Source organism: Achromobacter sp. 1011811831, assembly GCF_059760905.1.
The window spans coordinates 85,696-109,297 of sequence record NZ_JCBANG010000006.1; the positions used below are offsets into that span (position 1 = coordinate 85,696).

The window sequence follows — 23,602 nt, forward strand, 5'->3', positions numbered from 1 at the left end:
ACTCCATGCCCCCCGACACCCCGCCCGCGGCTCGCGGACGCCCGCGCACCATCACGCGTGAACGGATTGCCGATGCCGGCATCGCCGTCGGCCTGCCGAACGTCAGCTTCGTCAATGTCGCCGCCGCGCTGGGGGTGAGCCACATGGCGCTGTACAAGCGGGTGGAAAGCCTGGAGGCGCTCAAGCTGATGGTGGCCGAGGAGATCTTCACCCGCTGGCCGGTGCCGCATGCCGGCGCCGATACCCATCCCGAACTGAGGGACTACCTGGTCGCGCTGGTCATCTCGCTGCGCGACATGGTCAAGACGCATCCCGGACTGGCGCCGTACCTGCTGCGCCCGTCGGTCACGACCCAGCCCATGATGGCCAAGATCCACGGCCACCAGACGGAGGTCGCGCGCGTCTACGGCGTGCCGCCGGACCAGGCGCGCGTGCTGCTGGCGACGGTGGCGTTCCACTGCATCGCCGTGGCCGACACGGTGTATTCGGTGGCGGGGGAAGAGCCCGCCGCCAGGCCGGACCGCGCCACCGAAGAGGCCCAGGTCGAGGCGGAGTTCGCGCAGGGCATGTACGCGCTTATCGTCGGGGCGCTGGCCGTGCTGGCGCAGCCCGAGCCGTTCGACCCGGAGCTGTTCCAGGCGCGGCAATAGGCCGGGCGCAATGAAAAACGCCGCCAGGATCGCTCCTGGCGGCGTTTTGCTGTCGCTGCGGGACGGCTCAGTCCTGGCGGCTGGTCACTTCGACCAGGTGGTAGCCGAACTGCGTCTTGACCGGGCCCTGGACCTCGCCGACCGGGGCGCTGAACACCACGGCGTCGAATTCCTTGACCATCTCGCCACGGCCGAAGGTGCCCAGGTTGCCGCCGTCGCGGCTGGACGGGCAGCTGGAGTTTTCCTTCGCCACCTGGGCGAAGTCGGCGCCGTTCTCGATGGCGGTCTTCAGTTCGTTGGCCTTGGCTTCGGTCGAGACCAGGATGTGGCGGGCGGCGGCTTTTGCCATGAGAGGCTCCTTGCGGGAAATCGGTTGGGGTGGGGAGAGTAACGCATTTGGGCGGACTCGGCGCCCAGCCATCATAGACGGCGCGCGTTGCCGCAGTGGTTTCCAGTGGTCAAAAAAAGGGACGCCGGCAAAGGCAGGCGTCCCGATGCATGCGGTGGGCGCCGTCATCGGCGCCGTGGCGCTAGCGCACTGGCCAGCCGTAAATCAGGCCGCCATCGCGATACGAGGCGTTCAGGCCGCGCGGCAGCTTCAGCGGGCTGCTCTCGCCCAGGTTTTTCTCGTAGCTTTCGCCGTAGTTGCCGATGCGCTTGATGATGTTGTAGGCCCACTTGTCATCCACGCCCAGGTTCTTGCCCATGCCCGGGGTCACGCCCAGCAGGCGCTGCACGTTGGGGTTGGTGCTTTTCAGCATTTCGTCCACGTTCTTGGAGGTGATGCCGTATTCCTCGGCTTCCATCATCGCGTACATGGTCCAGCGCACGATGTTGAACCACTGCTCGTCGCCCTGGCGCACCATGGGGCCGAGCGGCTCCTTGGAGAAGTTCTCGGGCAGGATCATGTACTGATCGGGATTGGCCAGCGTGCTGCGCGCGGCGGCCAGCTGGGATTTGTCGCCGGTGAAGGCGTCGCAGCGACCCACGGCGAACGAGCGGATGATCTCGTCCAGGCGCTCGACCACGACGGGCTTGAACGCGATGCCTTGCGCGCGGAACCAGTCGGCCAGGTTCAGCTCGGTGGTGGTGCCGGGCTGCACGCAGACCGTGGCACCGTCCAGTTCCTTGGCGCTTTTGACGTTCAGGGACTTGTTCACCATGATGCCCTGGCTGTCGTAGTAGTTCACGCCCACGCCGATCAGGCCCAGCGTGGTGTCGCGCGTCAGCGAGAGCGTGGTGTTGCGGGTCAGTACATCCACTTCGCCGGACTGCAGGGCGGTGAAGCGCTGCAACGCGCTGATGGACAGGATCTTGGCCTTGGACGCATCGCCGAACAGGGTGATGGCGATCGCGCGGCACAGGTCCACGTCCAGGCCGACCCAGTCGCCCTTGCTGTCGTTGGCCGACAGGCCCGACACGCCGGTGGACACGCCGCACTGGACGAAGCCCTTGTTCTTGATGCTGTCGAACGTCGCGCCAGCGTGGGCGCTCCAGGACGAAACGAACAGCGCGGCGCCCGCCGCGGCAAGTTTCAGTGCTTTCATGGTGTCTCCGTACTGCAGGGATATGTCTGTTTTCGCGTCAGCCGGGAGGCTGAAGTGCGGCGAATGGTAGCGACGGGTCCTGGAGGGGAGTATCGGGGAATTCCCTTTAAGTCCAAGGAGCGGAATTTACGGGGCGGGCGCGATCGCTAGCGCGCGGCATCGTGCTCGATGAAGGCGTCAGCAGCTACATGGAATCGTTGCACCAGGGCGGCAATCTGCCGGGTATTGAACGTCCTGCGTCCCGCCAGGATCTCGGAGATCACGCTTTGACTACCGACTTCGGGCAGGTCGGACTGAGTGAGCCCATGTTGATCCATCAGGAAGCGCAGCACCTCACGGGGCGATGAGACCGGGATGGCGTAGTGGTCGGCCTCGTACTCATGCACTGCCGCCGTCAGCAGATCCAGCAGATCGGCCAGCGGATGCGAGGCGTCTTCGCGCGCGGGCGTGTCGCGGGTTTCGTCGAGAATGGCTTCAATCAACGCCAAGGCGCGGCGGTGGTCTGCTTCGCTGCGGATCGCGCCTACGCCTGCCACCGTGCGGAATGCGTCATAACTGCGGGCCAACTCGGCCAGATGTGGGATTACGGCTGCCATGAGTCGTACTCCTTGTGCGTAAAGACATGCTTGATGAAGACGGTTTGCGACCGGAACATGATGTCGGCAACGATGCGGTACTTGTTGCCCCCGACGTTGAAAACAACGTATCCATTCACCCAGTCGACGGTGTTGAACACCCTCTTCAGCATCGAGAAATCGGCGGCCCGGGCATGCATCAGCGTGGTATGCCAATGGGCCAGCGCATTGGCGGATCCGGGATGATGTGCCCAGAACTCGCGCAATGCTTGCTTGGAGATGATGTGCATAGGCATGAATATCGCAAATTCAAATAAAAATTGCAATGACAGATAATGATAGGTGTGGCCCGACCATCCATCAGCGTGGGTTGGAACGTCCTGTCGTCGGGGGCGATGTTGAAGCGGATGCCATCACGATGTTGCGATGACGCGCAGCAGCACTGTACCGATCGCGTATCGCAGAGGGCAGGTTTGATCTGCATGTGCAAGCCCCCAATCTGCCGACGAATGGCCAGGACGGCTGCGTGCTCCGGGCTGCGCTTGTGGCAGGCGCATCGGACCGTGCAGGGTTGTGCGTGCCTTAGGCGCGCGGCAGGTCTGCTACATCCGGGGGGGGCTGGTATTGCGGGATCTTCCACGATGCACGATTTGCGCGGGAAGATCAGAAGATGGTGCCCGAGGCCGGAATCGAACCGGCACGCCTTGCGGCGGGGGATTTTGAGTCCCCTGCGTCTACCAATTTCACCACTCGGGCAGGAGGGTCGCGAGCGCGTCGGGGTTGGCAAGATGCTTTGGCACCATGCCTGGGCTGATGCCCGAAAGACGGCTGCGGGAGAAGCGAAGACCGCGATTATATGCGGCCTGGGAAAAATTGTCAGGCGGCGGCCCCGGGCAGGGCGTTGCCGGCGGCTCGCCGGGTAGCAAGCCTCGCCGGTAGCGGTAAGGCGCCGGACGGTTGTGTCGCCCGGCCCGCACCCGTCTACTTCTTCTCAGGCAGGAACCAGTTCATCACCAGCGCGCAGATGCCGCCGGTCGCCACGCCAGATTCCAGCACGCTCTTCACCGCGTGCGGCAGGTGCGACAGGATTTCCGGCACTTGCGACACGCCCAGGCCCAGGGCCAGCGACACGGCGATGATGAGCAGGGCGCGGCGGTCCAGGCGGATGCCGGCCAGGATGTTGATGCCCGAGGCGGCCACGGCGCCGAACATCACCATGGCGGCGCCGCCCAGCACGGGTTCGGGCACGGCCTGCAGCACGCCGGCCACGGCCGGGAACAGGCCCAGCACCACCAGCATGCCGGCGATCCACAGGCCGACGTGGCGGCTGGCGATGCCGGTGAGCTGGATGACGCCGTTGTTCTGCGCGAACACCGAGCTGGGGAAGGTGTTGAATACGCCGGCCAGCAGCGAGTTGGCGCCGTTGACCAGCACGCCGCCCTTGATGCGCTGCATCCACAGCGGGCCTTCGACGGGCTGCTTGGACACCTTGCTGGTGGCGGTCACGTCGCCGATGGCTTCGAGCGAGGTGACCAGATAGATGATCAGCATCGGCACGAACAGCGACCACGAGAAGCCCAGGCCGAAGTGCAGCGGCGTGGGCACCTGGAACAGCGCGGCTTCGCGCGCGCCGGTGAAGTCCAGGCGGCCCATCCAGGCGGCGGCCAGGTAGCCGACGGCCAGCGCGATGACCAGCGCCGTGCTGCGCACCCAGACCACGGGCACGCGGTTCAGCAGGATGATGGTGCCCAGCACCAGGCCCGACAGCGCCAGGTTCTCGGCGCTGGCGAAGGTGCCGTTGGCCATGGCGCCGAAGCCGCCGCCCATGCTGACCAGGCCGACCTTGATCAGCGTCAGGCCGATCAGCAGCACCACGATGCCGGTGACCAGCGGCGTGATCAGGCGCTTGACGAAGGGCAGGATGCGCGAGACGCCCATTTCCACGAAGGAACCGGCGATGACCACGCCGAAGATCGTGGCCATGACGGCCTCGACCGGCGTGCCTTGCTTGACCATCAGGGTGCCGCCGGCGATCAGCGGGCCGACGAAGTTGAAGCTGGTGCCCTGCACGATCAGCAGCCCCGCGCCCAGCGGGCCGAAGCGCTTGCACTGCACATAGGTGGCGATGCCGGAGATGACCAGCGACATGGACACGATCAGCGTGGTGTCGCGGCTGGACACGCCCAGCGCCTGGCAGATCAGCAGGCCGGGGGTGACGATGGGCACCAGGATAGCCAGCAGGTGCTGCAGGGCGGCGAGAAAGGCGACAGGGGCGGCGGGGCGATCGTCGGGGCCGTAGACCAGGTCGTGGCTGGGGGCGTCGGCGTCGTGCGCGTCGTGGGGGGCGGGTTGGGTCAGGGAGGCGGGTTGCATGGCGGATGGGCCGGCCAGGGACGGGAGGGATGGGAGGAAAGTGCGGGATTTTAGCGGGGAAGCCCCCGCAGCGTGCCCCACCCGTCGCAGGGCGTCGACGCTGAGTCGGTCGGGGACGGGCCGCTTGCTAGAATCCCTTGCCGCCAACCCAGGGCCGGCCAGGGCGCGCAACCGCGCCCGCCGGACCGCCACGCCATGCAAAAAAGAGCCAAACGGATCGTCATCACGATCGTGCTGATCGTCGCGATCCTGCCCATGTTCCTGCTGTTCTGGTTGATGTCGGGCGATGACGAGAACTTCGCCACCATCGACCACGGGCAGTCCTATGGCAACAGCATCTACAAGCGCTACCAGGATGTCGTCTATGCCGCCGTGCCCAGCAACGGCTACTACCGCATCGACGCGGCGGACCCGGCGAGCTTCCAGGCCTTCGACACCGGCGCCTTCGACGGCAGGCAGGCGGGCCGGGACCAGCGCCACGTGTACTGCGGCAACCTGATCCTGCCGGACCTGCGGCCGGCATCGGCGCGCTACCTGGGCAACAGCTACTTCAGCGATGGCGCGGCCACCTACTTCTGTTCGATGCACAGCAGGCTCAACCGGGAGCTGGAGCCGCTGGACGAGTTCTGGCAGAAGATCCAGCACCGGGCCGGCGCGGGGCCCAAGCCGCAGACCTACTTGTATCCCTACGTGGCCCTGCCGGCCAGCGCCCGGCCCTACCGGCCGTTGCTGGACCGCGACCTGGCCACCGACGGCGCGCGCGCGTTCTACCGGGGCCTGGAGATGCCCCAGGCGAACCCCGCCACGCTCCGGCGCGTACCGGCGGGCCGGGATGGCGACGTGCGGCCCAGCGATGATTTCTTCGCCGATGGAAGCCGCGTCTATTTCCACCAGCAGCCGCTGCCGCTGTCGGATAATCCCGCGCTGCACGCCTTCATGGTGGGCGACCTGTACCAGCAGCCCTATCTGCGCGACCCGCGCGACGGCATGGTGTACGTGGGCGCGCAGCCCTTCGACGCCACGCATGCGCCGTACCGGCTGATCAACGAGAAAGGCCGGCACGTCTACCAGGCGCTGTTCGCCAGCAAGGACGGCCTCTATTTCTACAACACGCAGGCGCGGCAGCTGGAGCGCGCGGGCGACGATCCCTTCGCCTCGGGGGCGTATGCCGAGCTGTCGCCCTATGTCTATTCGGACGGCAAGCAGACGCTGTTCCTGCGGGCGGAGGAAGCCTGGGCCCGTTCCACCCGAGGCAGCGGCGGCGGGCTGGTGTCGCGCTCGACGCTGGTCAACCGGCTGCGGGACGCGCCGGATGGCGCGTGGATCAAGCGCGGCGTCGTGTATCACAACTTCGGCACGGTCTGGCAGAAGGGCGGCACGCTCTACTACTTCGACGAGATGGGGCCATCGCAGCTCATCTCCAACCCGATCTACCAGATCATGGACCCTGTCGCGGCGGACTTCCTCTTGCGCTCGCAAGAGACGCGGCAGATCACGGCCGACGATATCCGCAAGCTGATCCGCGGCGGCAAGCTGGCGGTGCCGCAGTACGAGACCGTGCTGGAAGCCAAGACGCGCTACCGCAAGATCTTCTCGATTTTCTAGGCCGATTCAACGCAATGAACACGACCATCGCCCTGTTCCTGATCGTCCTGCTGGTGTTGTGTATCGGCGGCCCGCTGGCGGGCCTGGCCGCGGTCAAGCGCGCCCATGCCTTCCGGATCGAGGATGGTCACCTGGTGGCGGGCCGCGTCGTCAGCCGGCGCTATCCGCTGGGCGACATCGAGCGCGTGGTGTTCTCGGCGCAAGGGTCGGAACGAGCCGGCTACGTCGGCGCCTTCGTCGTCCAGACCCGGCACGCCGGCAGCAGCGGGGAATACATCTTCAGCGTCGACAACATCCGCTTTCGCCGCGCGCCCAGGGCGGAGCTGGAGGCCTGCATCGAGACGCTGCGGCGGCAGCTGACGGACAGCGGCATCGCCAGCGAGTATCGCGGCTGACCCGGGCAGCGAGCGGGCGGGGTGACGGTCGCTGGCCCGCCGCGCAAGCCGGCTGGAGCGGATCAGCCGCCCGCCCTTGAAAGTCCGCGATTGGCCCCCACATCAGTAGGGTTTCCCGGCCGCCGCGCAGCCTTGCGCGGTCTGGTCCAAATATTCCGTCCCTAAATTTCCAACATACACGCCGATACCCATGAGCCAAACCGCCACGCCGTCCGCGTCCGAAACCCTGGGCTTCCAGGCCGAGGTGAAGCAGCTGCTGCACCTGATGATCCATTCGCTGTACAGCAACAAGGAAATCTTCCTGCGCGAGCTGGTGTCGAACGCCTCGGACGCTTGCGACAAGCTGCGCTTCGAAGCCATCGACCAGCCGGCGCTGCTGGAAGGCGATAGCGAGCTGGGCATCACGGTCCGCTACGACAAGGATGCCCGCACCATCACCATCTCGGACAACGGCATCGGCCTGTCGCGCGAGGAAGCCGTGGCCAACCTGGGCACCATCGCCCGCTCGGGCACGCGCGAGTTCTTCTCGCAGCTGACCGGCGACAAGCAGAAGGACGCGCAGCTCATCGGCCAGTTCGGCGTGGGCTTCTATTCCTCGTTCATCGTGGCCGACAAGGTCAGCGTGGTCAGCCGCCGCGCCGGTTCGGCCGACGCGATCCGGTGGGAATCCGACGGCCAGGGCGAATTCACCATCGCCGCCGCTGAAAAATCCAGCCGCGGCACCGACGTCACGCTGCACCTGCGCGCCGACGAGGACGAGCTGCTCAACGGCTGGAAGCTGCGCGAGATCCTGCGCCGCTATTCCGACCACATCTCGCTGCCGATCCGCATGCAGAAGGAAGAGTGGGATCAGGAGAAGGGCGAGCAGGTCAAGACCGACGAGCTGGAAACGGTGAACCAGGCCAACGCGCTGTGGGCCCGCAGCAAGTCCGACGTGACCGAGGAACAGTATCGCGAGTTCTACAAGACCGTCTCGCACGACTACGACGACCCGCTGGCCTGGACCCACAACCGCGTCGAAGGCCGCAGCGAATACACCCAGCTGCTGTACGTGCCCAAGCACGCGCCCATGGATCTGTGGGACCGCGACGGCCGCCGTGGCGTGAAGCTCTACGTCAAGCGCGTCTTCATCATGGACGACGCCGACCAGCTGCTGCCCTCGTACCTGCGCTTCGTGCGCGGGGTGATCGATTCGGCCGACCTGCCGCTGAACGTGTCGCGCGAGATCCTGCAGGAAAGCCGCGACGTGCGCGCCATCCGCGAAGGCTCGGCCAAGCGCATCCTGTCGCTGCTGGAAGACCTGGCCGAGAACCGCCAGGACGACTACGCCGCGTTCTGGTCCGAGTTCGGCCAGGTGCTGAAGGAAGGCGCCGGCGAGGACCAGGCCAACCAGGAACGCATCGCCAAGCTGATGCGCTTCGCCTCGACCCATAGCGGCGACCAGGCGCAGACCGTGTCCTTCGCCGACTACGTGGCGCGCATGAAGGAAGGCCAGGACAAGATCTACTACGTCACCGCCGACACCTTCGCCGCCGCCAGCAACAGCCCGCACCTGGAGATCTTCCGCAAGAAGGGCATCGAGGTGCTGCTGCTGTCCGACCGCGTCGACGAATGGATGCTGTCGTACCTGCGCGAGTTCGACGGCAAGTCGCTGGTCTCGGTGGCCAAGGGCGGCCTGGACCTGGCCGAGCTGGCCGACGAGGAAGAAAAGAAGCACCAGGCCGAAGTGGCCGAGGACTTCAAGCCGCTGGTCGAGCGCCTGCAGAAGACGCTGGAAGACCAGGTCAAGGAAGTGCGCGTGACGCTGCGCCTGGTGGACTCCCCGGCTTGCGTGGTGGTGGGCCAGAACGAACTCAGCCCGCACCTGCTGCGCATGCTCAAGGCCGCCGGCCAGGAAGCGCCCAACGTCAAGCCGGTGCTGGAGATCAACCCCGAGCATCCGCTGCTGGCCCGCATCCGCGCGGCCCAGGACGGCGAGTTCGACCAGTGGGCCCGGCTGCTGCTGGACCAGGCGCTGCTGGCCGAAGGCGCCCAGATCGCCGATCCGGCGGCCTTCGTCAAGCGCTTGAACGCGCTGCTGCTTAAGTAGGCGGGGCGTGGGGTAGGGAAGGGGGCGTCCTGCGGGGCGCCCTTTTTCTTTTCCGGGGATACAGGCCCGGGCCGGATTCATGACCGGGAGTCAAAGGTGTTTGGCAAACGCCGGGCTTTTTCCGCAATGATCCTCCCGTCATACTGCGCCCATCTCTCCTAAGGGTTTCCACGCATGCAGCGGCCGTCGAGCCGTCCAGGCGCGCGACTCGCCCCGGGAACCAACGACTCCAAGGAACTGCGCATGACAAGCCCTGAAACCCCCGCCAACAAGGGCGGCCTGCCCCTGCTGGCCCTGGCCGTCGGCGCCTTCGGCATCGGCGTGACCGAGTTCTCGCCCATGGGCCTGCTGCCCGTGATCGCCGAAGGCGTGGACGTGTCCATTCCCAGCGCCGGCATGCTGGTTAGCGCCTACGCCATCGGCGTGATGCTGGGCGCGCCGCTGATGACGCTGGCGCTGTCGCGCTGGTCGAGGCGCAAGGCGCTGATCGCGCTGATGGCGATCTTCACGCTGGGCAACCTGCTGTCGGCGATGGCGCCCAACTACACCACGCTGCTGCTGGCGCGGCTGGTCACCAGCCTGAACCATGGCGCCTTCTTCGGCCTGGGTTCGCTGGTGGCGGCCAGTGTGGTGCCGCGCCACAAGCAGGCCAGCGCGGTCGCCACCATGTTCCTGGGGCTGACCATCGCCAACGTGGGCGGCGTGCCGGCGGCGACGTGGCTGGGGCAGGTGATCGGCTGGCGCATGTCCTTCGCCGCCACCGCCGTGCTCGGCCTGGTGGCGATGCTGGCGCTGTGGACCGCGCTGCCGGCCGGCGAGGCGGGCCGCCGTCCGGACCTCAGGCGCGAGCTGGCCGTGCTCAAGAGCCCGGTGGTGCTGGTGGCGCTGTTGACCACGGTGCTGGGCGCCGGCGCGATGTTCACGCTGTACACGTATGTGGCGCCGACGCTGGCCGAGCTGACCGGCGCGTCGCCCGGCTTCGTGACCGCCATGCTGGTGCTGATCGGCATCGGCTTCACCATCGGCAACACGGCGGGCGGGCGCTATGCCGACCGTTCGCTGGACGGCAGCCTGATCGCCTTCCTGGTGCTGGTGATCGTGGACATGCTGGCCTTTCCGTGGCTGGCGTCCACGCAGGTCGGCGCGGCCGTGGGCCTGTTGATCTTCGGCTTCGGCACCTTCGCCGTGGTGCCGCCGCTGCAGATGCGCGTGATGCGCGCCGCCACCGAGGCGCCGGGGCTGGCCTCGTCGGTGAACGTGGGCGCCTTCAACCTGGGCAATGCGCTGGGCGCGGCGGCCGGCGGCGCGGTGATCTCGGCGGGCATGGGCTATGCGGCGGTGCCGGTGGCCGGCGCGCTGATCGCCGTGGCCGGGCTGGCGCTGGTGCTGTTGCAACGCGCCAGCAACCAGCGCCGCAAGCTGGCCGCGCAGGCCTGCTGAGGGACCGGTTGGGCGGACGCCGCACGGGCGTCCGCCACGCTGCATCCGTGCCGGCAAATTCTCATTGATCTGCTGGCTGGATGTGGCGCCTGCCTCAGAACTCGAAGCTGCTGGTCAGTTCGTACGTGCGTCCTGGCGCCAGCAGCACCTGGCTTTCCGAGCGACCGGCGTAGTAGGCATACAGCCTGTCGGTCAGGTTGCGCACGCGGAAGGTCAGCAGCACGTTGCGCATCCGGTAGCTGACGGCCGCGTCCATCGTGGTGTGGCCGTTGATGCGGATCCGGTTGGCGCGGTCGGTGTAGATAGGGCCCGTGTGGTTCATGCCCAGGTAGAGATTGACCGGTATGTCGCGCAAGCGGTAGTCGGCGTACAGGTTGAAGACGCGCTCGGGTACGTTGGGCGGCGTGTTGCCCACGCGCGATGAACCGTCTGCCTCGGTCAGCGTATCGAAGCGCGCGTTCAGCATGGCGGCGTTGCCCGACAGCGTCAGCTGCGGCGTCACGCGCCAGGCCGCCGACAGCTCCACGCCGCGCGAAGACTGCTTGCCGTTGTTGACCGCCACGCCGGGGTTGTTCGGATCGCGCGACAGCACGTTGTCCAGCGCGATGTGATAGACCGCCGCGGTCCATTCCACATTGTCCAGGCTCTGCTTGAAGCCCGCTTCCCATTGCTCGCCCTTGGACAGCGGGAACGCGGCGTTGCCGGAAGACAGCAGGAACAGCGAGCCGACCGGCATGGTGGCGTTGGTGTACTGCGCATAGACGGACGAGGACGGCGTCAGGTCCAGCACCGTGCCCAGCCGCGCGGAGTTCGAGGAATAGCGCGTGCCGAAGTCGCTGCGCGTGCCCAGGTTCAGGTCCTTGATGCCCCGGTCCACGCGGATGCGGTCGTGGCGGTAGCCGGCCACCACGGTCCAGGCCGGCGTCAGCTTGATGGCGTCCTCCATGAAGACCGAGGCGGAGCGCACGTCGGTGGCGTAGTCCGTGCGGTTGCCGCCGCCGGCCATCAGCGCCGGGTCATTGTCGTAGTAGCCGGTGTCCGGGCCGAACAGCGGCACACGCAGGCGGTCGGCGGTCGCGGCCGAGCGGTTGGAGAAGCGCCGCTCGCTGTCGAAGCTCGTCTTGCTCAGCTCGCCGCCGATCACGAACTTGTTCGACAGGCCGGCGAGTGGACCCTCGTGGGTGGCGTCGAAACGGTTCACGATGTAGCGCTGGTGATGGGTGATGAGGGTCTGGTCGCGGTCGATCCAGGCCGGGGCGCGGTACACGGCCGACTCCGAGTTGCGCCACAACCGGTCCACCTTGTTGGCCGCGAAATCGTTGCGCAGCGTCCATTCCGGCGTCAGCCGGTGCGTGATGCGCGCGCGCAGCCAGTGGGCTTCGGACGTGTTCCTGTCGTCGCGCACGTTGTAGTTGTTGCGGGCGATGCCGCGGTCCAGCACCATGTCGTTCGGCGCGCTGACCACGCCGGTCGGATCGCGCGCCACGCTGCGCGGCACTAGCGGCGTGCCCCAATAGGCGTGGCCGCTGTCGCGCGAGTAGTCGTAGGACAGGTCCAGCCGCGTGGCGGGCGCCACGTCGAAGGACAGCCCCGCCGTCAGGTGGTCCAGCGTCTGGCTGTTGCGGTCGATGGCCTCGCGGCTGTCGTTGCGGCTGTAGTCCAGGCGATAGGCGCCGGTCTCGCCGAACTTGTCGCCCAGGCCGAAGGCCGCGCGCGTGGAACCGTAGCTGCCATAGGACAGCATGGCCTGGCGGCCGGGATTGTCACGGTCGGGCCGCCTGGTCTGGAAGTCGACGATGCCGCCGATGGCGCTGTCGCCCTGCAGCACCGATGCGGGGCCTTTCAGGACCTCGATGCGCTCGTAGTTCCAGGTGTCCTGGACGCGGTTGGTGACGCCGGCGCCCGACATGCGCATGCCGTCGTACAGGTACAGGATATCGGTGAAGCCGCGCGTGGACAGCGTGGTGGGCGAGGACGGCGGCCCGCCGCCGGCCATGCCGGCCGCGCCGCGCAGCGCCTCGCTCAAGGTGCGCGCGCCGCGTTCCTGCATGGTCTGCTGCGACAGGATCTCCACCGACGCCGGCGTCTCGCGCAGCGTCAGTCCCAGGCGCGAGGCCGTGCCGCTGCGCGATTCCAGCCGCAGGCCGGGCTGCTCGTCGCGGGCCTCGACGGTGATGGGGGACAACTGCTCGGGCGCTTCTTCGGCGCCCACGGGCGCGCAGGCCGCGAAGGCCGCGGCGATGGACAGGACTTTCCTCATGGATGTTTTCCCCGGTGCGTGGTGCTTGCGTATGTGGTGTGCCGGTCAGGGCGGATGATGCGTGTCCTAGGCCAGGCGATAGCGGCGCATGCGCCAGCCGGCCAGGAGCAGCAAGGCGCAGGCCGGCAGCAGCAGCTGCATCAGCGCCCGCAAGGCCTGTGCGTGGCCGATGCCGGCCTGTTCCTCATGCCAGTGGAAGCGCGGCATCGAGGCGAAATCAGCGGGCGTGATCGCCAGGCCGGCGTCGATGCGCGGCAGGAAGAAGTCCTTCCAGGCGCGATGATGGCGGTCGACCTGGCGCATGAATGCGGCGTGGCGGTGCTCGCCGGTGCCGGCCAGCGCGGTGATGCCCTCGTAAGCCACGGCGGCCGGCGACACGAGGCTGTAGCGCGTGATCAGCGCCTGCCGGCGCGCCATCTGCGCGTCGTAGCGGTCCAGCTCGGGCTGCATCGCCTTGTCGACCTCGCGCTGCACGCGCGCATGCCCCATGGCGCGGCCATGCATGTCGATGCGGCCGTCCTTGGGCAGCAGCACTTCGGGGCGATCCATGTGGGCGTAGTCGGTGGACAGCTGGTCGGCGTTGCGCGTCATGGCTTGGGCCGTGGCGACGCGGGTGCGCGTGGCCAGTTCGGCGCGCGAGGGCGCGGGCTCGATCCAGGTGGCGGCCAGGTTCAGCAGCACGGGCGCCACCAGCACCAGCAGCACCCAGGCCGCCATCAGCGTCACGGCGTTGGCGGCCGACGAACGGCCATAGGCATTGACGGCCACCGCCGCCGCGAACCAGAACAGCGCGTAGGCGCCCACCAGCAACGTCCACCAGATGGCGGCGGCGGGGGCGTGCAGCAGTTGCGGCCGGGCGAGCAGCAGCGCGGCCAGGGGCACGGCCACCGCCGCGCCCAGCAGCACGGCGGCGCGCAGCGCGATCTTGCCGGCCACCAGGGTGCCCAGCGTCAGCGGCTGCGACAGCAACAGGCGCAGCGTGCCGTCTTCCCTTTCGCCGGACAGCAGGTTGTAGCTGAGCGCGAAGATCAGCAGCGGCAGCAGGTAAACCACCACGAAGGCCAGATCGAAATGTCCGCTTTGCAGGTGCCAGGGATTCTCGATGTCGTTGTTGTGGATGAAGTTGACCTTGCTTTGATAGGTCACCTTGAACTGCGAGGGGAACAGGTCGGTCTGGCCCAGCGCCACCGGCGCCATCGGCAGGCTGGGCAGGATGGCGTATTGCCCGCCCAGGCCGCCGCCCACGTTGGCGGGACTGGCCGGATTGCCGAACGGCGTGGGCGTCTCCTGGCCGGCCAGGATGCGCTCCAGCTGGGCCTGCAGCCGGTCGCGCGCCTGCGCGTCGGCCTGCGCCAGCGCGGCCTGCGCCGCGTCGCGCTGGGTGGTCTGCAGCAGGCCGTTGAACATGGCGTAGGCCACCAGCAGCAGGAACAGGCCGCCTGCCAGCCACAGCACCTGTTCGCGCAGCAGCAGGCGCAGCTCGTGGCGCAGGACCAGGAAGAAACGCGGGGTCTGGGAGGCGGACATCGTCGCGTTCCTACAGCACGGGTTGGCGGGCGACGGCGCGCAGCGCGAAGGCCAGGCTCAGGACCAGGCCGGCGCACAGCATCAGCAGGGCCGGCGCGCCGTGGCGCAGCGCCCAGCCGGCGGAGGGCGGGTGGTAGTCGAAGGCCGGCACGCGGGCCCACAGCGAGGCGCCGGCCTTATAGGAGAAGTGCTGGTGCCCGAGCGGATCCGCATGCGCCACCAGATCGGCGCTGACCAGATCCTGGATCACGCGGCGCTGGCCTTCGGCGGCCACGGTGAAGTCGCGGTGATGCGCGAAATCGGTGCCGGCCATGGTGGCCGAATAGGCGCGCAGCGCCAGCAGCGGCATCAGCCAGCCGCCCGCTTCCTGCACCGTCTGCTGGCGTTCCCAGGTGTCCCAGAGCCGGCCGTAGTGGCGGTCATAGACCTTGTAGCTGGACTGGTCGTCCAGCTTGAGCGCCAGGCCCCACTGGTTCAGCGGCACGTCGCGGCTCCAGCGTTCGGTGGTGCCGAAGGCCTGCATCCAGACGCGGTCCGAGGTGGCCTTGAGATCGTCGTTCAGCGCCTGGTTGAATTCCAGCCGCGTGGGGCTGGGATAAAGCGCGCGCGAGGCTTGCGCCATGACGCGCGGGGCCACCACGGTATTGGCGATCCAGATCGCCAGCAGCACGGTGATGGCCACGCGCGATGAACCCGCGGCCGCCGAGACGCCCAGCGTGACGAAGACGAAGATGGCCAGATACAGCGCATAGCCGCCGAGCAGGGCCGCATAGCGCAGCGCGGCGTCCGCGCCGCCGCCAGCCAGCGCCACGGCGACGGCGGCGACCAGGCCCGCCGGCGCCAGCAGCCACAGCAGGCTCAGGCCCAGCGAGGCTGCCTTGCCCCACAGCAGCTGGCGCGGCGCCACGCCCAGGCTCAGCGCCTGGCGCAGCGTGCCTTGTTCGCGTTCGCCGGAAAAGGCATTGAAGCCCAGCACGATCACCAGCAGCGGGCCCAGCGCCTGCAGGATCCACGCCGCCGACAGATCACCGAAGCGCTGCAGGCCGGTGGCGTCCTGCGCCGGCCGGAATTTCACTTCGCTCTGCCGGTGCGCCTGCAGCCAGATGGCGTTGCCGATATAGGGATTGATGCCGGGGTCCAGCAGCGCCAGCGCGGGATCGGGCTTGAACACGTGCATACCCTGGTGGGCCGCGTCGTGCGGATGGCGCGCGCCCTGCCGCAGCCAGTCCCGGTAGTCGGCATCCTGGGCCGCGGCCTGTTCGGCGCGCGCATCGCGCTGGTGTGCGTAGCCTACCGCCAGCGCGGTGAGCAGCAGCAGCGCGACGATGCCGCCGGCCCAGTACAGCCGGCCGTCGCGCAGCCGCTCGCGCAGATCCTTCCGTGCGATCAGCGTGATCATGCGGCGGTCCTCATGTGTTCCAGGTACAGGGCCTGCAGGTCGACGTCGCTGATCTGGCTGCTGTCCAGGTTCTCCACCAGGCGGCCGCGCTTCATGATGCCGATGCGCGTGGCGGTCTGGCGGGCATGGAACAGGTCATGCGTGGTGGCCAGGATGGCCACGCCCTGGTTGCTGGCGCGTTGCAGCAGCTCGGTGAACTCGGCGGCGGCCGACGGATCCAGGCCGGATGTCGGTTCGTCCAGCAGCAGCGCGCGGGCGTTCTTGGCCAGCGCCACCGCGATCCAGACCTTCTGGCGCATGCCCTTGGAATAGGCGGCCACGCGCTTGTCGGCCGCCGCGGCGTCCAGGCCGGCTTGCGCCATCCAGGTCAGCAGGCGCTCGCGCGGCGGCGTCTCGCCCAGGGCCAGGGCCGCGAAATAGCGCAGGTTCTCCAGGCCACTCAGGGTGCCGTAGAGGTTGACCTGTTCCGGGATGTAGGCCACGTGGCGCTTGCTTTCCAGCGGCTCGCGCGCAACGTCCAGGCCGTTGATCAGCGCCTTGCCGCCGTCCGCCTGGATGAAGTTCAGGAACAGGTTGATGGTGGTGGTTTTGCCGGCGCCGTTCGCGCCCAGCAGGCAATAGATCTCGCCGGGCGCGATGCGCAGGGTCAGCGGATGGAGCGCGGTCTGGTCGCCGTAGCGCTTGGTCAGGCCGATGGCTTCGAGCACGGAGGGAGTTTCCTGAATGGAGGGGTGCTGCGGGCGACCGTGGCACCACGGCGCGCGGCGAACGGCGCTGGGGGGGCACACCTATCGCAGTGAGCAATTTTTGGATAATTTGAATTGTTATAACATAACAAAAATAGGACGGACAAGCCTTGTCGCCTTGCCGCGCAGGTGGACGGGCGCAGGATTTAGCGCATGTGTGGATGCGGCCGGCGGTCTGAGCGGCCACGGCGCGAGGCCGTCGCGCAGAGCCGGGCTATCCAGGAAAAAAGCCCTTGGCCTGAACAGGCCAAGGGCTTTGCGGCAAGCGCGCGGACGGGGACTCAGGCTTCGATCCGCTCCACCTTGCCCACCAGCAGGATGTACGACAGCGCGCCCAGCAGGGCCAGCGAGGACACGTACACGATGGCGGGCGCGAAGCTGTCCTTGGACACCAGGAAGCCGATCACGATCGGGGTGCAGATGGACGACAGGTTGCCGACGAAGTTGAACACCCCGCCGGTCAGGCCCAGCAGCCGCACCGGCGCCAGCGCCGACACCAGCGACCAGGTGATCGAGGCCAGCCCGTTGCCGAAGAAGGCCACCGCCAGGAAGAAGATGACCCAGGGCGTGGAATCGGTGAAGTTGGCGCCGATCATGGACGTGGAGATCAGCAGGCCCAGGATGATGGGCAGCTTGCGCGCCAGGCCCACCGTGGCGCCGCGGCGGATCAGGAAGTCCGACAGCACGCCCGAGCACAGCACGCCGACGAAGGCGGCCAGGAAGGGCACCGAGGCCAGGAAGCCCGACTTGATGAAGTCCATGCCGCGATACTTCACCAGGTAGGTCGGGAACCAGGTCAGGAAGAACCACAGCGTCGAGGTCAGGCAGAACTGGCCCAGGTACACGCCCCACAGCTTGCGTTGGGACATGACCAGACCGAGGTCGGTCCACGAGAACGGCGCTTTCTTTCGCCGCCGGGCCGCCCCAAGGCGAAAGGCGCCCCCTTGGGGGGCAGGAAGCCCGTCTTGCGGGCGCGCCGTGGGGGCATTTTCCTCGGTCACGCGCTTCTCCAGGTCGACCACGCCGCCGCCCTGTTGGATCAGCTCGATCTCGGCCGCGTTGGCGCCCTTGAACTGGCGCGGCTCGCGATACACCATGAACCACACCACGCCCCAGACGATGCCCAACAGGCCCGTGCTGACGAACACCATGTGCCAGCCGTAGTGGTGCTGCAGCCAGGCCAGCACCGGTGTCAGGAAGGCCAGGCCGACGAACTGGCCGGACGTGTAAAAGCCGATGGCGGTGGCGCGTTCCTTTTCCGGGAACCAGGTGGTGACGACGCGATTGTTGATCGGATACGCGGGCGCTTCCAGCGCGCCCACCGCCAGGCGCAGCACGAACAGCACGATGAAGCTGCTGGCGAAGCCCATGAAGAACGTGGCGGCGGACCACAGGATCAGCGCGGCGGCGTACAGCACGCGCGGCGCCACGCGGTCCACCAGCCAGCCGCCGGGGATCTGCATGGCGGCATAGGTCCAGCCGAAGGCCGACAGGATCAGGCCTTCGTGCACGGTGTCCAGCCCGAACTCGTCCTTGAGCGCGGGCGCGGCGATGGACAGGTTGCTGCGGTCCAGATAGTTGATCACGACAGTGATGAATAACATCACCATGATGAGATAGCGGCTGCGGGTCGGCCGCTGGGCGCGTTGCGCGCCCAGGTGGGTGGCGGTGGTCAAGGGGGTCTCCTCTCTCGCGTTCTTCTATCGGCCTACCATTCGGCGAAGCTGCCGTCGGCGTGGCGCCAGACGGGGTTGCGCCAGCGGTGGCCGACGGCGGCGCGTTCCTTGACGTATTCCTCGTTGACCTCGATGCCCAGGCCCGGCCCCTGCGGGATCATGACCATGCCGTCCTGGTAGGCGAACGCCTCGCGGTTGCTGACGTAATCGAGCAGGTCGTTGGCGGCGTTGTAGTGGATGCCCAGGCTCTGTTCCTGGATGAAGGCGTTGTAGCAGCCGGCGTCGATCTGCAGGCAGGTGGCCAGCGCGATCGGGCCCAGCGGGCAATGCAGCGCCAGCGCCACGTCATAGGCCTCGGCCATGGCGGCGATCTTGCGCGTTTCGGTGATGCCGCCAGCGTGCGAGGGATCCGGCTGGATGATGTCCACATAGCCTTCGGACAGCACCCGCTTGAAGTCCCAGCGCGAATACAGCCGCTCGCCCAGCGCGATGGGCGTGGACGTCAGCGGCGCCAGTTCCTTGAGCGCCTCGTAGTGCTCGCTGAGCACGGGCTCTTCGATGAACATCAGCTTGTACGGGTCCAGCTCCTTCATCAGCACCTTGGCCATGGGCTTGTGCACGCGGCCATGGAAGTCCACGCCGATGCCCACGTTCGGGCCGACCGCGTCGCGCACGGCGGCCACGTTCTCCAGGCACTTCTCGACCTTGTCGAACGAATCGATGTATTGCAGCTCTTCGGTGCCGTTCATCTTCACGGCGGTGAAACCGCGTTCGACGGCGCTCTTGGCGGCCGCGGCGGTGTCGGCCGGGCGGTCGCCGCCGATCCACGAGTACACGCGGATGCGGTCGCGCACGTTGCCGCCCAGCAGCTGCGACACGGGCACGCCCAGGTGCTTGCCCTTGATGTCCCACAGCGCCTGGTCGATGCCGGCCAGCGCGCTCATGTGGATGGCGCCGCCGCGATAGAAGCCGCCGCGGTACAGCACGGTCCAGTGGTCCTCGATGTTGCGCGGGTCCTTGCCGACCAGGTAGTCCGACAGTTCCTCGACCGCGGCCGCGACCGAGTGCGCGCGGCCTTCCACCACGGGCTCGCCCCAGCCGACGATGCCGGCGTCGGTCTCGATCTTCAGGAAGCACCACCGGGGCGGCACGATGTAGGTGGTGAGCTTGGTGATCTTCATGCTTGGGTCTCCTGGGCGGGATAGGCGCGTTGCCAGGCGGCGACGAAGTCGCGCGCGCGCTGGCCGGTTTCGGCGGCCGTCTGGCCGGGCTTGTACAAGGCGGAGCCCAGGCCGAAGCCGCTGGCGCCCTCCTGGGCGTAGGTGGACAGGTTGTCGGGCGTGATGCCGCCCACCGGCACCAGCGCGACAGGTGGGCGCAGCACGGCGCGCCAGGCCTTGAGCACGACGGGGCCGAGCTGCTCGGCGGGGAACATCTTCAGCACGTCGGCGCCCGCGGCCAGCGCGGCATAGGCCTCGGTGGGCGTGGCCACGCCGGGGCTGGAAGCCAGGCCGGCGGCCTTGGCGGCGCGGATCACGGCGGGGTCACTGTGCGGCATGACGATGATCTCGCCGCCGGCGTCCTTGACGCGCGCCACGTCGGCCGGATCCAGCACGGTGCCGGCGCCGACCAGGCAGTCGGCCGGCAGCGCGTCGCGCATGGCGCGGATGCTGGCGTACGGTTCGGGCGAATTCAGCGGCACTTCGATCAGCCGGAAACCGGCGGCGTAGAGCTCGCGCGCGGTGGCGGCGGCATCGGCGGGCGTGATGCCGCGCAGGATGGCGATGAGGCCGCAATGGGCCATGGCGGTTTGCAGACCGGGATGCGTCATGGAGGGGCTCCTAGGCGGAAATCGAAGATGAGGGGACCAGCCCGGCGGCCAGCGCCAGGTGCCACAGGCCGCGCTCGGTGGCGTTCTGCGCCTGTTCGGGCGCGCCCAGGCCGTAGTGGGTCATGGCCAGCGTGTAGCGCTCGCACAGCGCCGGCTCGCCGCAAAGCACGATGCGGGGCGCCTGGCCCTGCGCGCGCAGCATGGCGGCAAGGGCGGCGATCTCGTGGCCGATCAAGAGGCCCGACAGGTAGTCGGCCTGCGAGGCCGGCGCCAGTTCGCCGGTCAGGCCCAGCGCGCGCGTGCTGAAGATGGTGGACAGCACCCCGGCGCGGCCTTCCGGCGCGCCGGCGACCTTCACGCCGCGCTCGAAGGCGGCCATGTCGGGCGCGGCGGCATCGCTCATGGTGCGGCCCAGGATGGTGTGGCCGCGCAGCGCGGCGTAGACCTCGCCGGTCATGAAGGTGTCGAAGTGCGTGACCTGGCCGTGGCGCGCGCCGACCCACTTGGAATGCGTGCCGGGCAGGCCGATCAGCAGGCCGGCGTCCGGAATGGCGCGAGCGTCGCGCAGCACGCCGAAGACCTGGGTTTCCTCGCCGCGCATCACGTTGGGCAGGCCGTGGCGCTGGATCAGGCCGGGCACGATGCGCACGGGCGTGGCGCCGGGCCGCTCGACCACGGTCAGCAGCGTGCCGATGCTGTCCAGGTCCACCGGCACGTCCAGGTAGGCGGCCTCCTGCCAGCCCTGGGCGCTGCCGACCATGCCGCAGGCGATCACGGGCAGCGCGGGCTCGGCCCGCAGCCAGTCGCCGCAAGCCTGCTCGAAAGCCAGTTCGAAGCCGGACAAGGCCGGCGTGGCGGCGCCATCCTGCAGCGGTTGCGGCAGGCGCATGATGCCCCAGGGCAGGTGGCGCGCGTCCAGCGTGCGGCCGGCGCCGTCCAGGCGGTAGGCGCGCAGCGAGGACGTGCCCCAGTCCAGCGCGATCAGGGCGGCGCGGGCGGGCGTGGCGGATGTCATCTGAGTCTGTCTCGTGTCTGGCCGCGCCGGCTCGGGAAAGCGCAAGGAGGGCGCGGACCTTGTTGTGTCCAGGCCCGGGACTCGCGCAAAGGACGGCGGCCGGGCATTGGGAAAAATTCTAGATCAGCGCTTGAAAATTCTCAAAATATAGAATTTAATCCCATATATAGGGAATTTGGTGTGAGCCTGAAACGGGATCCCCCGCTCGCAGTCCCTCGCATTTCCCCCGCCTTCCCGCTTCCTTTCCCGCGCTCGCCGCCGTGACGATTCCCATGACCGATGCTTCCTCCCTCACGCCCCTGGACCCCGACGCCGCCGCGCCCGCCGGCACGCAGACGCTGATGCGCGGATTGGCTGTGGTGCAGGCCGTGGCCGACGGCGCGCGCGACCTGAAGGAGCTGTGCGCCCGCATCGGCGTGGCGCGCAGCACCACGCACCGGCTGGCCAGCTGCCTGGTGCAGGAACGCTATCTGCGGGTGCTGCCCGGCGTGGGCTATGTGCTGGGCCCCAAGCTGATCGAACTGGGCTTTCAGGCGCGCGAGGCCTTTCCGCTGGCCACGCTGGCGCGCCCGTACCTGGACGGTCTGGCCGAGCTGACGGGCGACACCATCCACCTGGCGGTGCGTGACAACGACGAAGTGCTGTATCTGGAAAAAATCCCCGGCAAGAAGGGCCTGGAGATGCGCTCGCGCGTCGGCCACCGCATGCCGCTGGCGGCCACGGGCGTGGGCAAGGCCTTGTTGCTGGACGCGGATGAGCCGCAATGGAAGGCGCTGCACCGCGTGGGCGGCCCGGTGTCGTCGCGCGCGCCCGGCGGACAGCAGGGCTGGGAGGCGTTCCGCGAGCGCATGCGCGGCTACGCGGCGCAGGGCTATGCCTTCGACCTGGAAGACAACGAGCCTTCGATCCGCTGCGTGGCGGCGCCGGTGCGCGACGCGTCCAGCGGCATCGTGGCCGCCATAAGCGTGTCCAGCACCGTGCCCTATATGTCGCTGGAGCGGATGGACGAGATGGTGCCGGTGGTGCGCGACGCGGCCATGCGGATCTCGGCGGAACTGGGCTGGATCATTCCAGCGGCAGCGACAGCACGCCCTGGGCGGCCGGCCGCATCATGATGCGGCGGTACCAGGCCGACAGCGCCGGCGTCTGCGGCCGCTCGGCCGGCAGGCCCAGCCAGCGGTGCGCCGAGGCCACCAGCGCGATGTCGCCCATGCTCAGCTGACGGCCGGCGATGAATTCGCGGCCCTGCAGCGCGCGTTCCAGGATCAGCGCGCGCGCATTGGCGCGCTGCATCGAGGCGTCGACGGCGGCGCGGTCGCGCTTGTCCTCGGGCGTGCGGATCAGGCCCAGGAAGGCAGGCACCATGGCGGGCTGCCACTCGGTGGCCTGCCAATCCATCCAGCGGTCGGCATCGGCGCGCAGGCCCAGATCCTCGGTCCACAGCGAACCCGCGCCGTAGCGGGCGGACAGGTAGCGCACGATGGCGTTCGATTCCCACAGCACGAAGCCGCCATCGTCGATCACCGGCACCTGTCGGTTGGGGTTGCGTTCGGCGTATTCAGGCGTGTCGACCACGCCATGCGCGCCGCCGGCCAGGATGAACTCGTGCGGCAGCGCCAGTTCGCGCACGGCCAGCATGACTTTCTGCACGTTGACGGACGTCAGTCGTCCCCAGATCTTCAGCATATCCGTTCCTTGAGTGATGAGACGGCGCATCAGGCGGGCGGCAGTTGCCGCCGCGCGAAGCCGTTTTCGCGCCCGAAGCGCGTCCAGTTGAAAGCCGGCCCGGGGTCGGTCTTGCGGCCCGGGGCGATGTGTTCGTGGCCCCAGGCGGCGGCCAGCGGGTAGCGCGCGCGCAGCGCGGGCGCCAGCTGGCGCAGGGCCTGGTACTGGGCGTCGGCGTAGGGCAGGGTGTCGGTGCCCTCCAGCTCGATGCCGATGGAAAAGTCGTTGCAGCGTTCCCGGCCCGCGTAGCGCGACACGCCGGCGTGCCAGGCGCGGTCCTCGGTGGACACGAACTGGATCACGGCGCCGTCGCGGCGGATGAAGAAATGCGCCGACACGCGCAGGCCGCGCAGCCGTTCCAGCCAGGGATGCGAGCCGTAGTCGAGCCGGTTCAGGAACAGGCCGGCCACTTCCGGCCCGCCGAAGCGGCCCGGGGGCAGGCTGATGTTGTGCAGCACCAGCAGCGACACCTGCGCGCCGGCGGGGCGCGCGTCGCGGTTGGGCGAGGGCATGAGGGTGACGCCGGGGGCCGGTCTCAGCCAGCCATGTCGATCCAGTTGCAGGGCCATGGCAATTCGATGCTCGGTGAGTGTGTGTCTCCAGCGGCCATTATGCCAAGCTTGGAGACATGCCCAGGGACAGCGGGCCGGATGCGGCGGACCGAAGACGCGCAACCGGCAGGCGGCCGGCTGATCGTCGCTCATTTGCCGCCTGCGCGCGGCGTTCGTGGGTTGTTCGTGGGTTATCTG

Annotated in this window: 21 protein-coding genes and 1 tRNA gene; 6 read left to right on the top strand and 16 right to left on the bottom strand. The window is 68.2% G+C overall.

Annotated elements, in window-relative coordinates:
• The first annotated feature begins 5 nt into the window (after positions 1-5).
• Complete coding sequence (locus tag AC6LJ9_RS04240) at positions 6-650, top strand: TetR/AcrR family transcriptional regulator (RefSeq protein ID WP_498146555.1); 645 nt, start codon at positions 6-8, stop codon at positions 648-650.
• Positions 651-717: 67 nt separating this feature from the next.
• Here AC6LJ9_RS04240 and AC6LJ9_RS04245 read toward each other — a convergent pair whose 3' ends face one another.
• The 6 genes from AC6LJ9_RS04245 to AC6LJ9_RS04270 form a co-directional block, all read right to left on the bottom strand.
• Positions 718-999 (bottom strand): peptidylprolyl isomerase, encoded by a 282-nt coding sequence (locus tag AC6LJ9_RS04245; protein ID WP_103271237.1) that lies wholly within the window; start codon positions 997-999, stop codon positions 718-720.
• A 181-nt stretch (positions 1,000-1,180) separates the two neighbouring features.
• Complete coding sequence (locus AC6LJ9_RS04250) at positions 1,181-2,197, bottom strand: amino acid ABC transporter substrate-binding protein (protein WP_498146556.1); 1,017 nt, start codon at positions 2,195-2,197, stop codon at positions 1,181-1,183.
• Between the two features lie 146 nt (positions 2,198-2,343).
• Complete coding sequence (locus tag AC6LJ9_RS04255) at positions 2,344-2,793, bottom strand: helix-turn-helix domain-containing protein (RefSeq protein WP_103271235.1); 450 nt, start codon at positions 2,791-2,793, stop codon at positions 2,344-2,346.
• Entirely contained in the window at positions 2,781-3,062 is a 282-nt protein-coding gene (locus AC6LJ9_RS04260; protein WP_392408810.1) for a type II toxin-antitoxin system HigB family toxin, read from the bottom strand. The genes AC6LJ9_RS04255 and AC6LJ9_RS04260 overlap by 13 nt, the downstream gene beginning before the upstream one ends.
• Before the next feature lie 381 nt (positions 3,063-3,443).
• Positions 3,444-3,528 (bottom strand) — tRNA-Leu (locus AC6LJ9_RS04265).
• A 225-nt stretch (positions 3,529-3,753) separates the two neighbouring features.
• Entirely contained in the window at positions 3,754-5,145 is a 1,392-nt protein-coding gene (locus tag AC6LJ9_RS04270; protein ID WP_498146557.1) for a uracil-xanthine permease family protein, read from the bottom strand.
• A gap of 195 nt (positions 5,146-5,340) precedes the next feature.
• On the opposite strand from AC6LJ9_RS04270, the gene AC6LJ9_RS04275 reads away from it, so the two are divergent.
• The 4 genes from AC6LJ9_RS04275 to AC6LJ9_RS04290 all read left to right on the top strand — a co-directional run bounded on the left by AC6LJ9_RS04275 (position 5,341) and on the right by AC6LJ9_RS04290 (position 10,674).
• Entirely contained in the window at positions 5,341-6,750 is a 1,410-nt protein-coding gene (locus AC6LJ9_RS04275; RefSeq protein WP_498146558.1) for a DKNYY domain-containing protein, read from the top strand.
• A 14-nt stretch (positions 6,751-6,764) separates the two neighbouring features.
• On the top strand, positions 6,765-7,145 hold the full coding sequence (locus AC6LJ9_RS04280; protein ID WP_498146559.1) for a hypothetical protein: 381 nt from the start codon (positions 6,765-6,767) through the stop codon (positions 7,143-7,145).
• A 190-nt stretch (positions 7,146-7,335) separates the two neighbouring features.
• Entirely contained in the window at positions 7,336-9,234 is a 1,899-nt protein-coding gene (gene htpG / locus AC6LJ9_RS04285) for a molecular chaperone HtpG (protein ID WP_498146560.1), read from the top strand.
• A 243-nt stretch (positions 9,235-9,477) separates the two neighbouring features.
• On the top strand, positions 9,478-10,674 hold the full coding sequence (locus AC6LJ9_RS04290; protein ID WP_498146561.1) for an MFS transporter: 1,197 nt from the start codon (positions 9,478-9,480) through the stop codon (positions 10,672-10,674).
• Positions 10,675-10,768: 94 nt separating this feature from the next.
• Here the strand turns inward: AC6LJ9_RS04290 and AC6LJ9_RS04295 are convergent, their stop codons facing one another.
• The 8 genes from AC6LJ9_RS04295 to AC6LJ9_RS04330 all read right to left on the bottom strand — a co-directional run bounded on the left by AC6LJ9_RS04295 (position 10,769) and on the right by AC6LJ9_RS04330 (position 21,128).
• The gene (locus tag AC6LJ9_RS04295) at positions 10,769-12,934 is read right to left on the bottom strand and encodes a TonB-dependent receptor (RefSeq protein WP_498146562.1); all 2,166 of its coding nucleotides are present in this window, start codon (positions 12,932-12,934) and stop codon (positions 10,769-10,771) included.
• A gap of 66 nt (positions 12,935-13,000) precedes the next feature.
• Complete coding sequence (locus AC6LJ9_RS04300) at positions 13,001-14,461, bottom strand: ABC transporter permease subunit (protein WP_498146563.1); 1,461 nt, start codon at positions 14,459-14,461, stop codon at positions 13,001-13,003.
• Between the two features lie 10 nt (positions 14,462-14,471).
• A complete protein-coding gene (locus AC6LJ9_RS04305) occupies positions 14,472-15,860 on the bottom strand; it encodes an ABC transporter permease subunit (RefSeq protein ID WP_498146564.1) in 1,389 nt (462 codons plus the stop codon).
• Positions 15,857-16,567, bottom strand: coding sequence for an ABC transporter ATP-binding protein (locus AC6LJ9_RS04310; protein WP_498146565.1), 711 nt, complete (start codon positions 16,565-16,567; stop codon positions 15,857-15,859). Before AC6LJ9_RS04310 ends, AC6LJ9_RS04305 begins: the two co-directional genes overlap by 4 nt.
• Positions 16,568-16,887: 320 nt before the next feature.
• Positions 16,888-18,282 carry an MFS transporter gene (locus AC6LJ9_RS04315; protein ID WP_498146566.1) on the bottom strand — a complete coding sequence of 465 codons (1,395 nt, stop codon included), beginning with the start codon at positions 18,280-18,282 and terminating at the stop codon, positions 16,888-16,890.
• 32 nt (positions 18,283-18,314) lie between these two features.
• The gene (dgoD, locus tag AC6LJ9_RS04320; protein ID WP_212312131.1) at positions 18,315-19,463 is read right to left on the bottom strand and encodes a galactonate dehydratase; all 1,149 of its coding nucleotides are present in this window, start codon (positions 19,461-19,463) and stop codon (positions 18,315-18,317) included.
• Positions 19,460-20,113, bottom strand: coding sequence for a 2-dehydro-3-deoxy-6-phosphogalactonate aldolase (locus AC6LJ9_RS04325; protein WP_498146567.1), 654 nt, complete (start codon positions 20,111-20,113; stop codon positions 19,460-19,462). The genes dgoD and AC6LJ9_RS04325 overlap by 4 nt, the downstream gene beginning before the upstream one ends.
• A gap of 10 nt (positions 20,114-20,123) precedes the next feature.
• Positions 20,124-21,128 (bottom strand): 2-dehydro-3-deoxygalactonokinase, encoded by a 1,005-nt coding sequence (locus tag AC6LJ9_RS04330; RefSeq protein ID WP_498146568.1) that lies wholly within the window; start codon positions 21,126-21,128, stop codon positions 20,124-20,126.
• Between the two features lie 272 nt (positions 21,129-21,400).
• Between AC6LJ9_RS04330 and AC6LJ9_RS04335 the strand changes: the two genes are divergently transcribed.
• The gene (locus AC6LJ9_RS04335) at positions 21,401-22,243 is read left to right on the top strand and encodes an IclR family transcriptional regulator (protein WP_498146569.1); all 843 of its coding nucleotides are present in this window, start codon (positions 21,401-21,403) and stop codon (positions 22,241-22,243) included.
• On the opposite strand, the gene AC6LJ9_RS04340 is transcribed toward AC6LJ9_RS04335, so the two are convergent.
• Positions 22,194-22,814 carry a glutathione S-transferase family protein gene (locus AC6LJ9_RS04340; RefSeq protein ID WP_498146570.1) on the bottom strand — a complete coding sequence of 207 codons (621 nt, stop codon included), beginning with the start codon at positions 22,812-22,814 and terminating at the stop codon, positions 22,194-22,196. The genes AC6LJ9_RS04335 and AC6LJ9_RS04340 overlap by 50 nt on opposite strands.
• Before the next feature lie 29 nt (positions 22,815-22,843).
• On the bottom strand, positions 22,844-23,422 hold the full coding sequence (gene ampD / locus AC6LJ9_RS04345; RefSeq protein ID WP_392408800.1) for a 1,6-anhydro-N-acetylmuramyl-L-alanine amidase AmpD: 579 nt from the start codon (positions 23,420-23,422) through the stop codon (positions 22,844-22,846).
• Positions 23,423-23,602 lie beyond the last annotated feature (180 nt).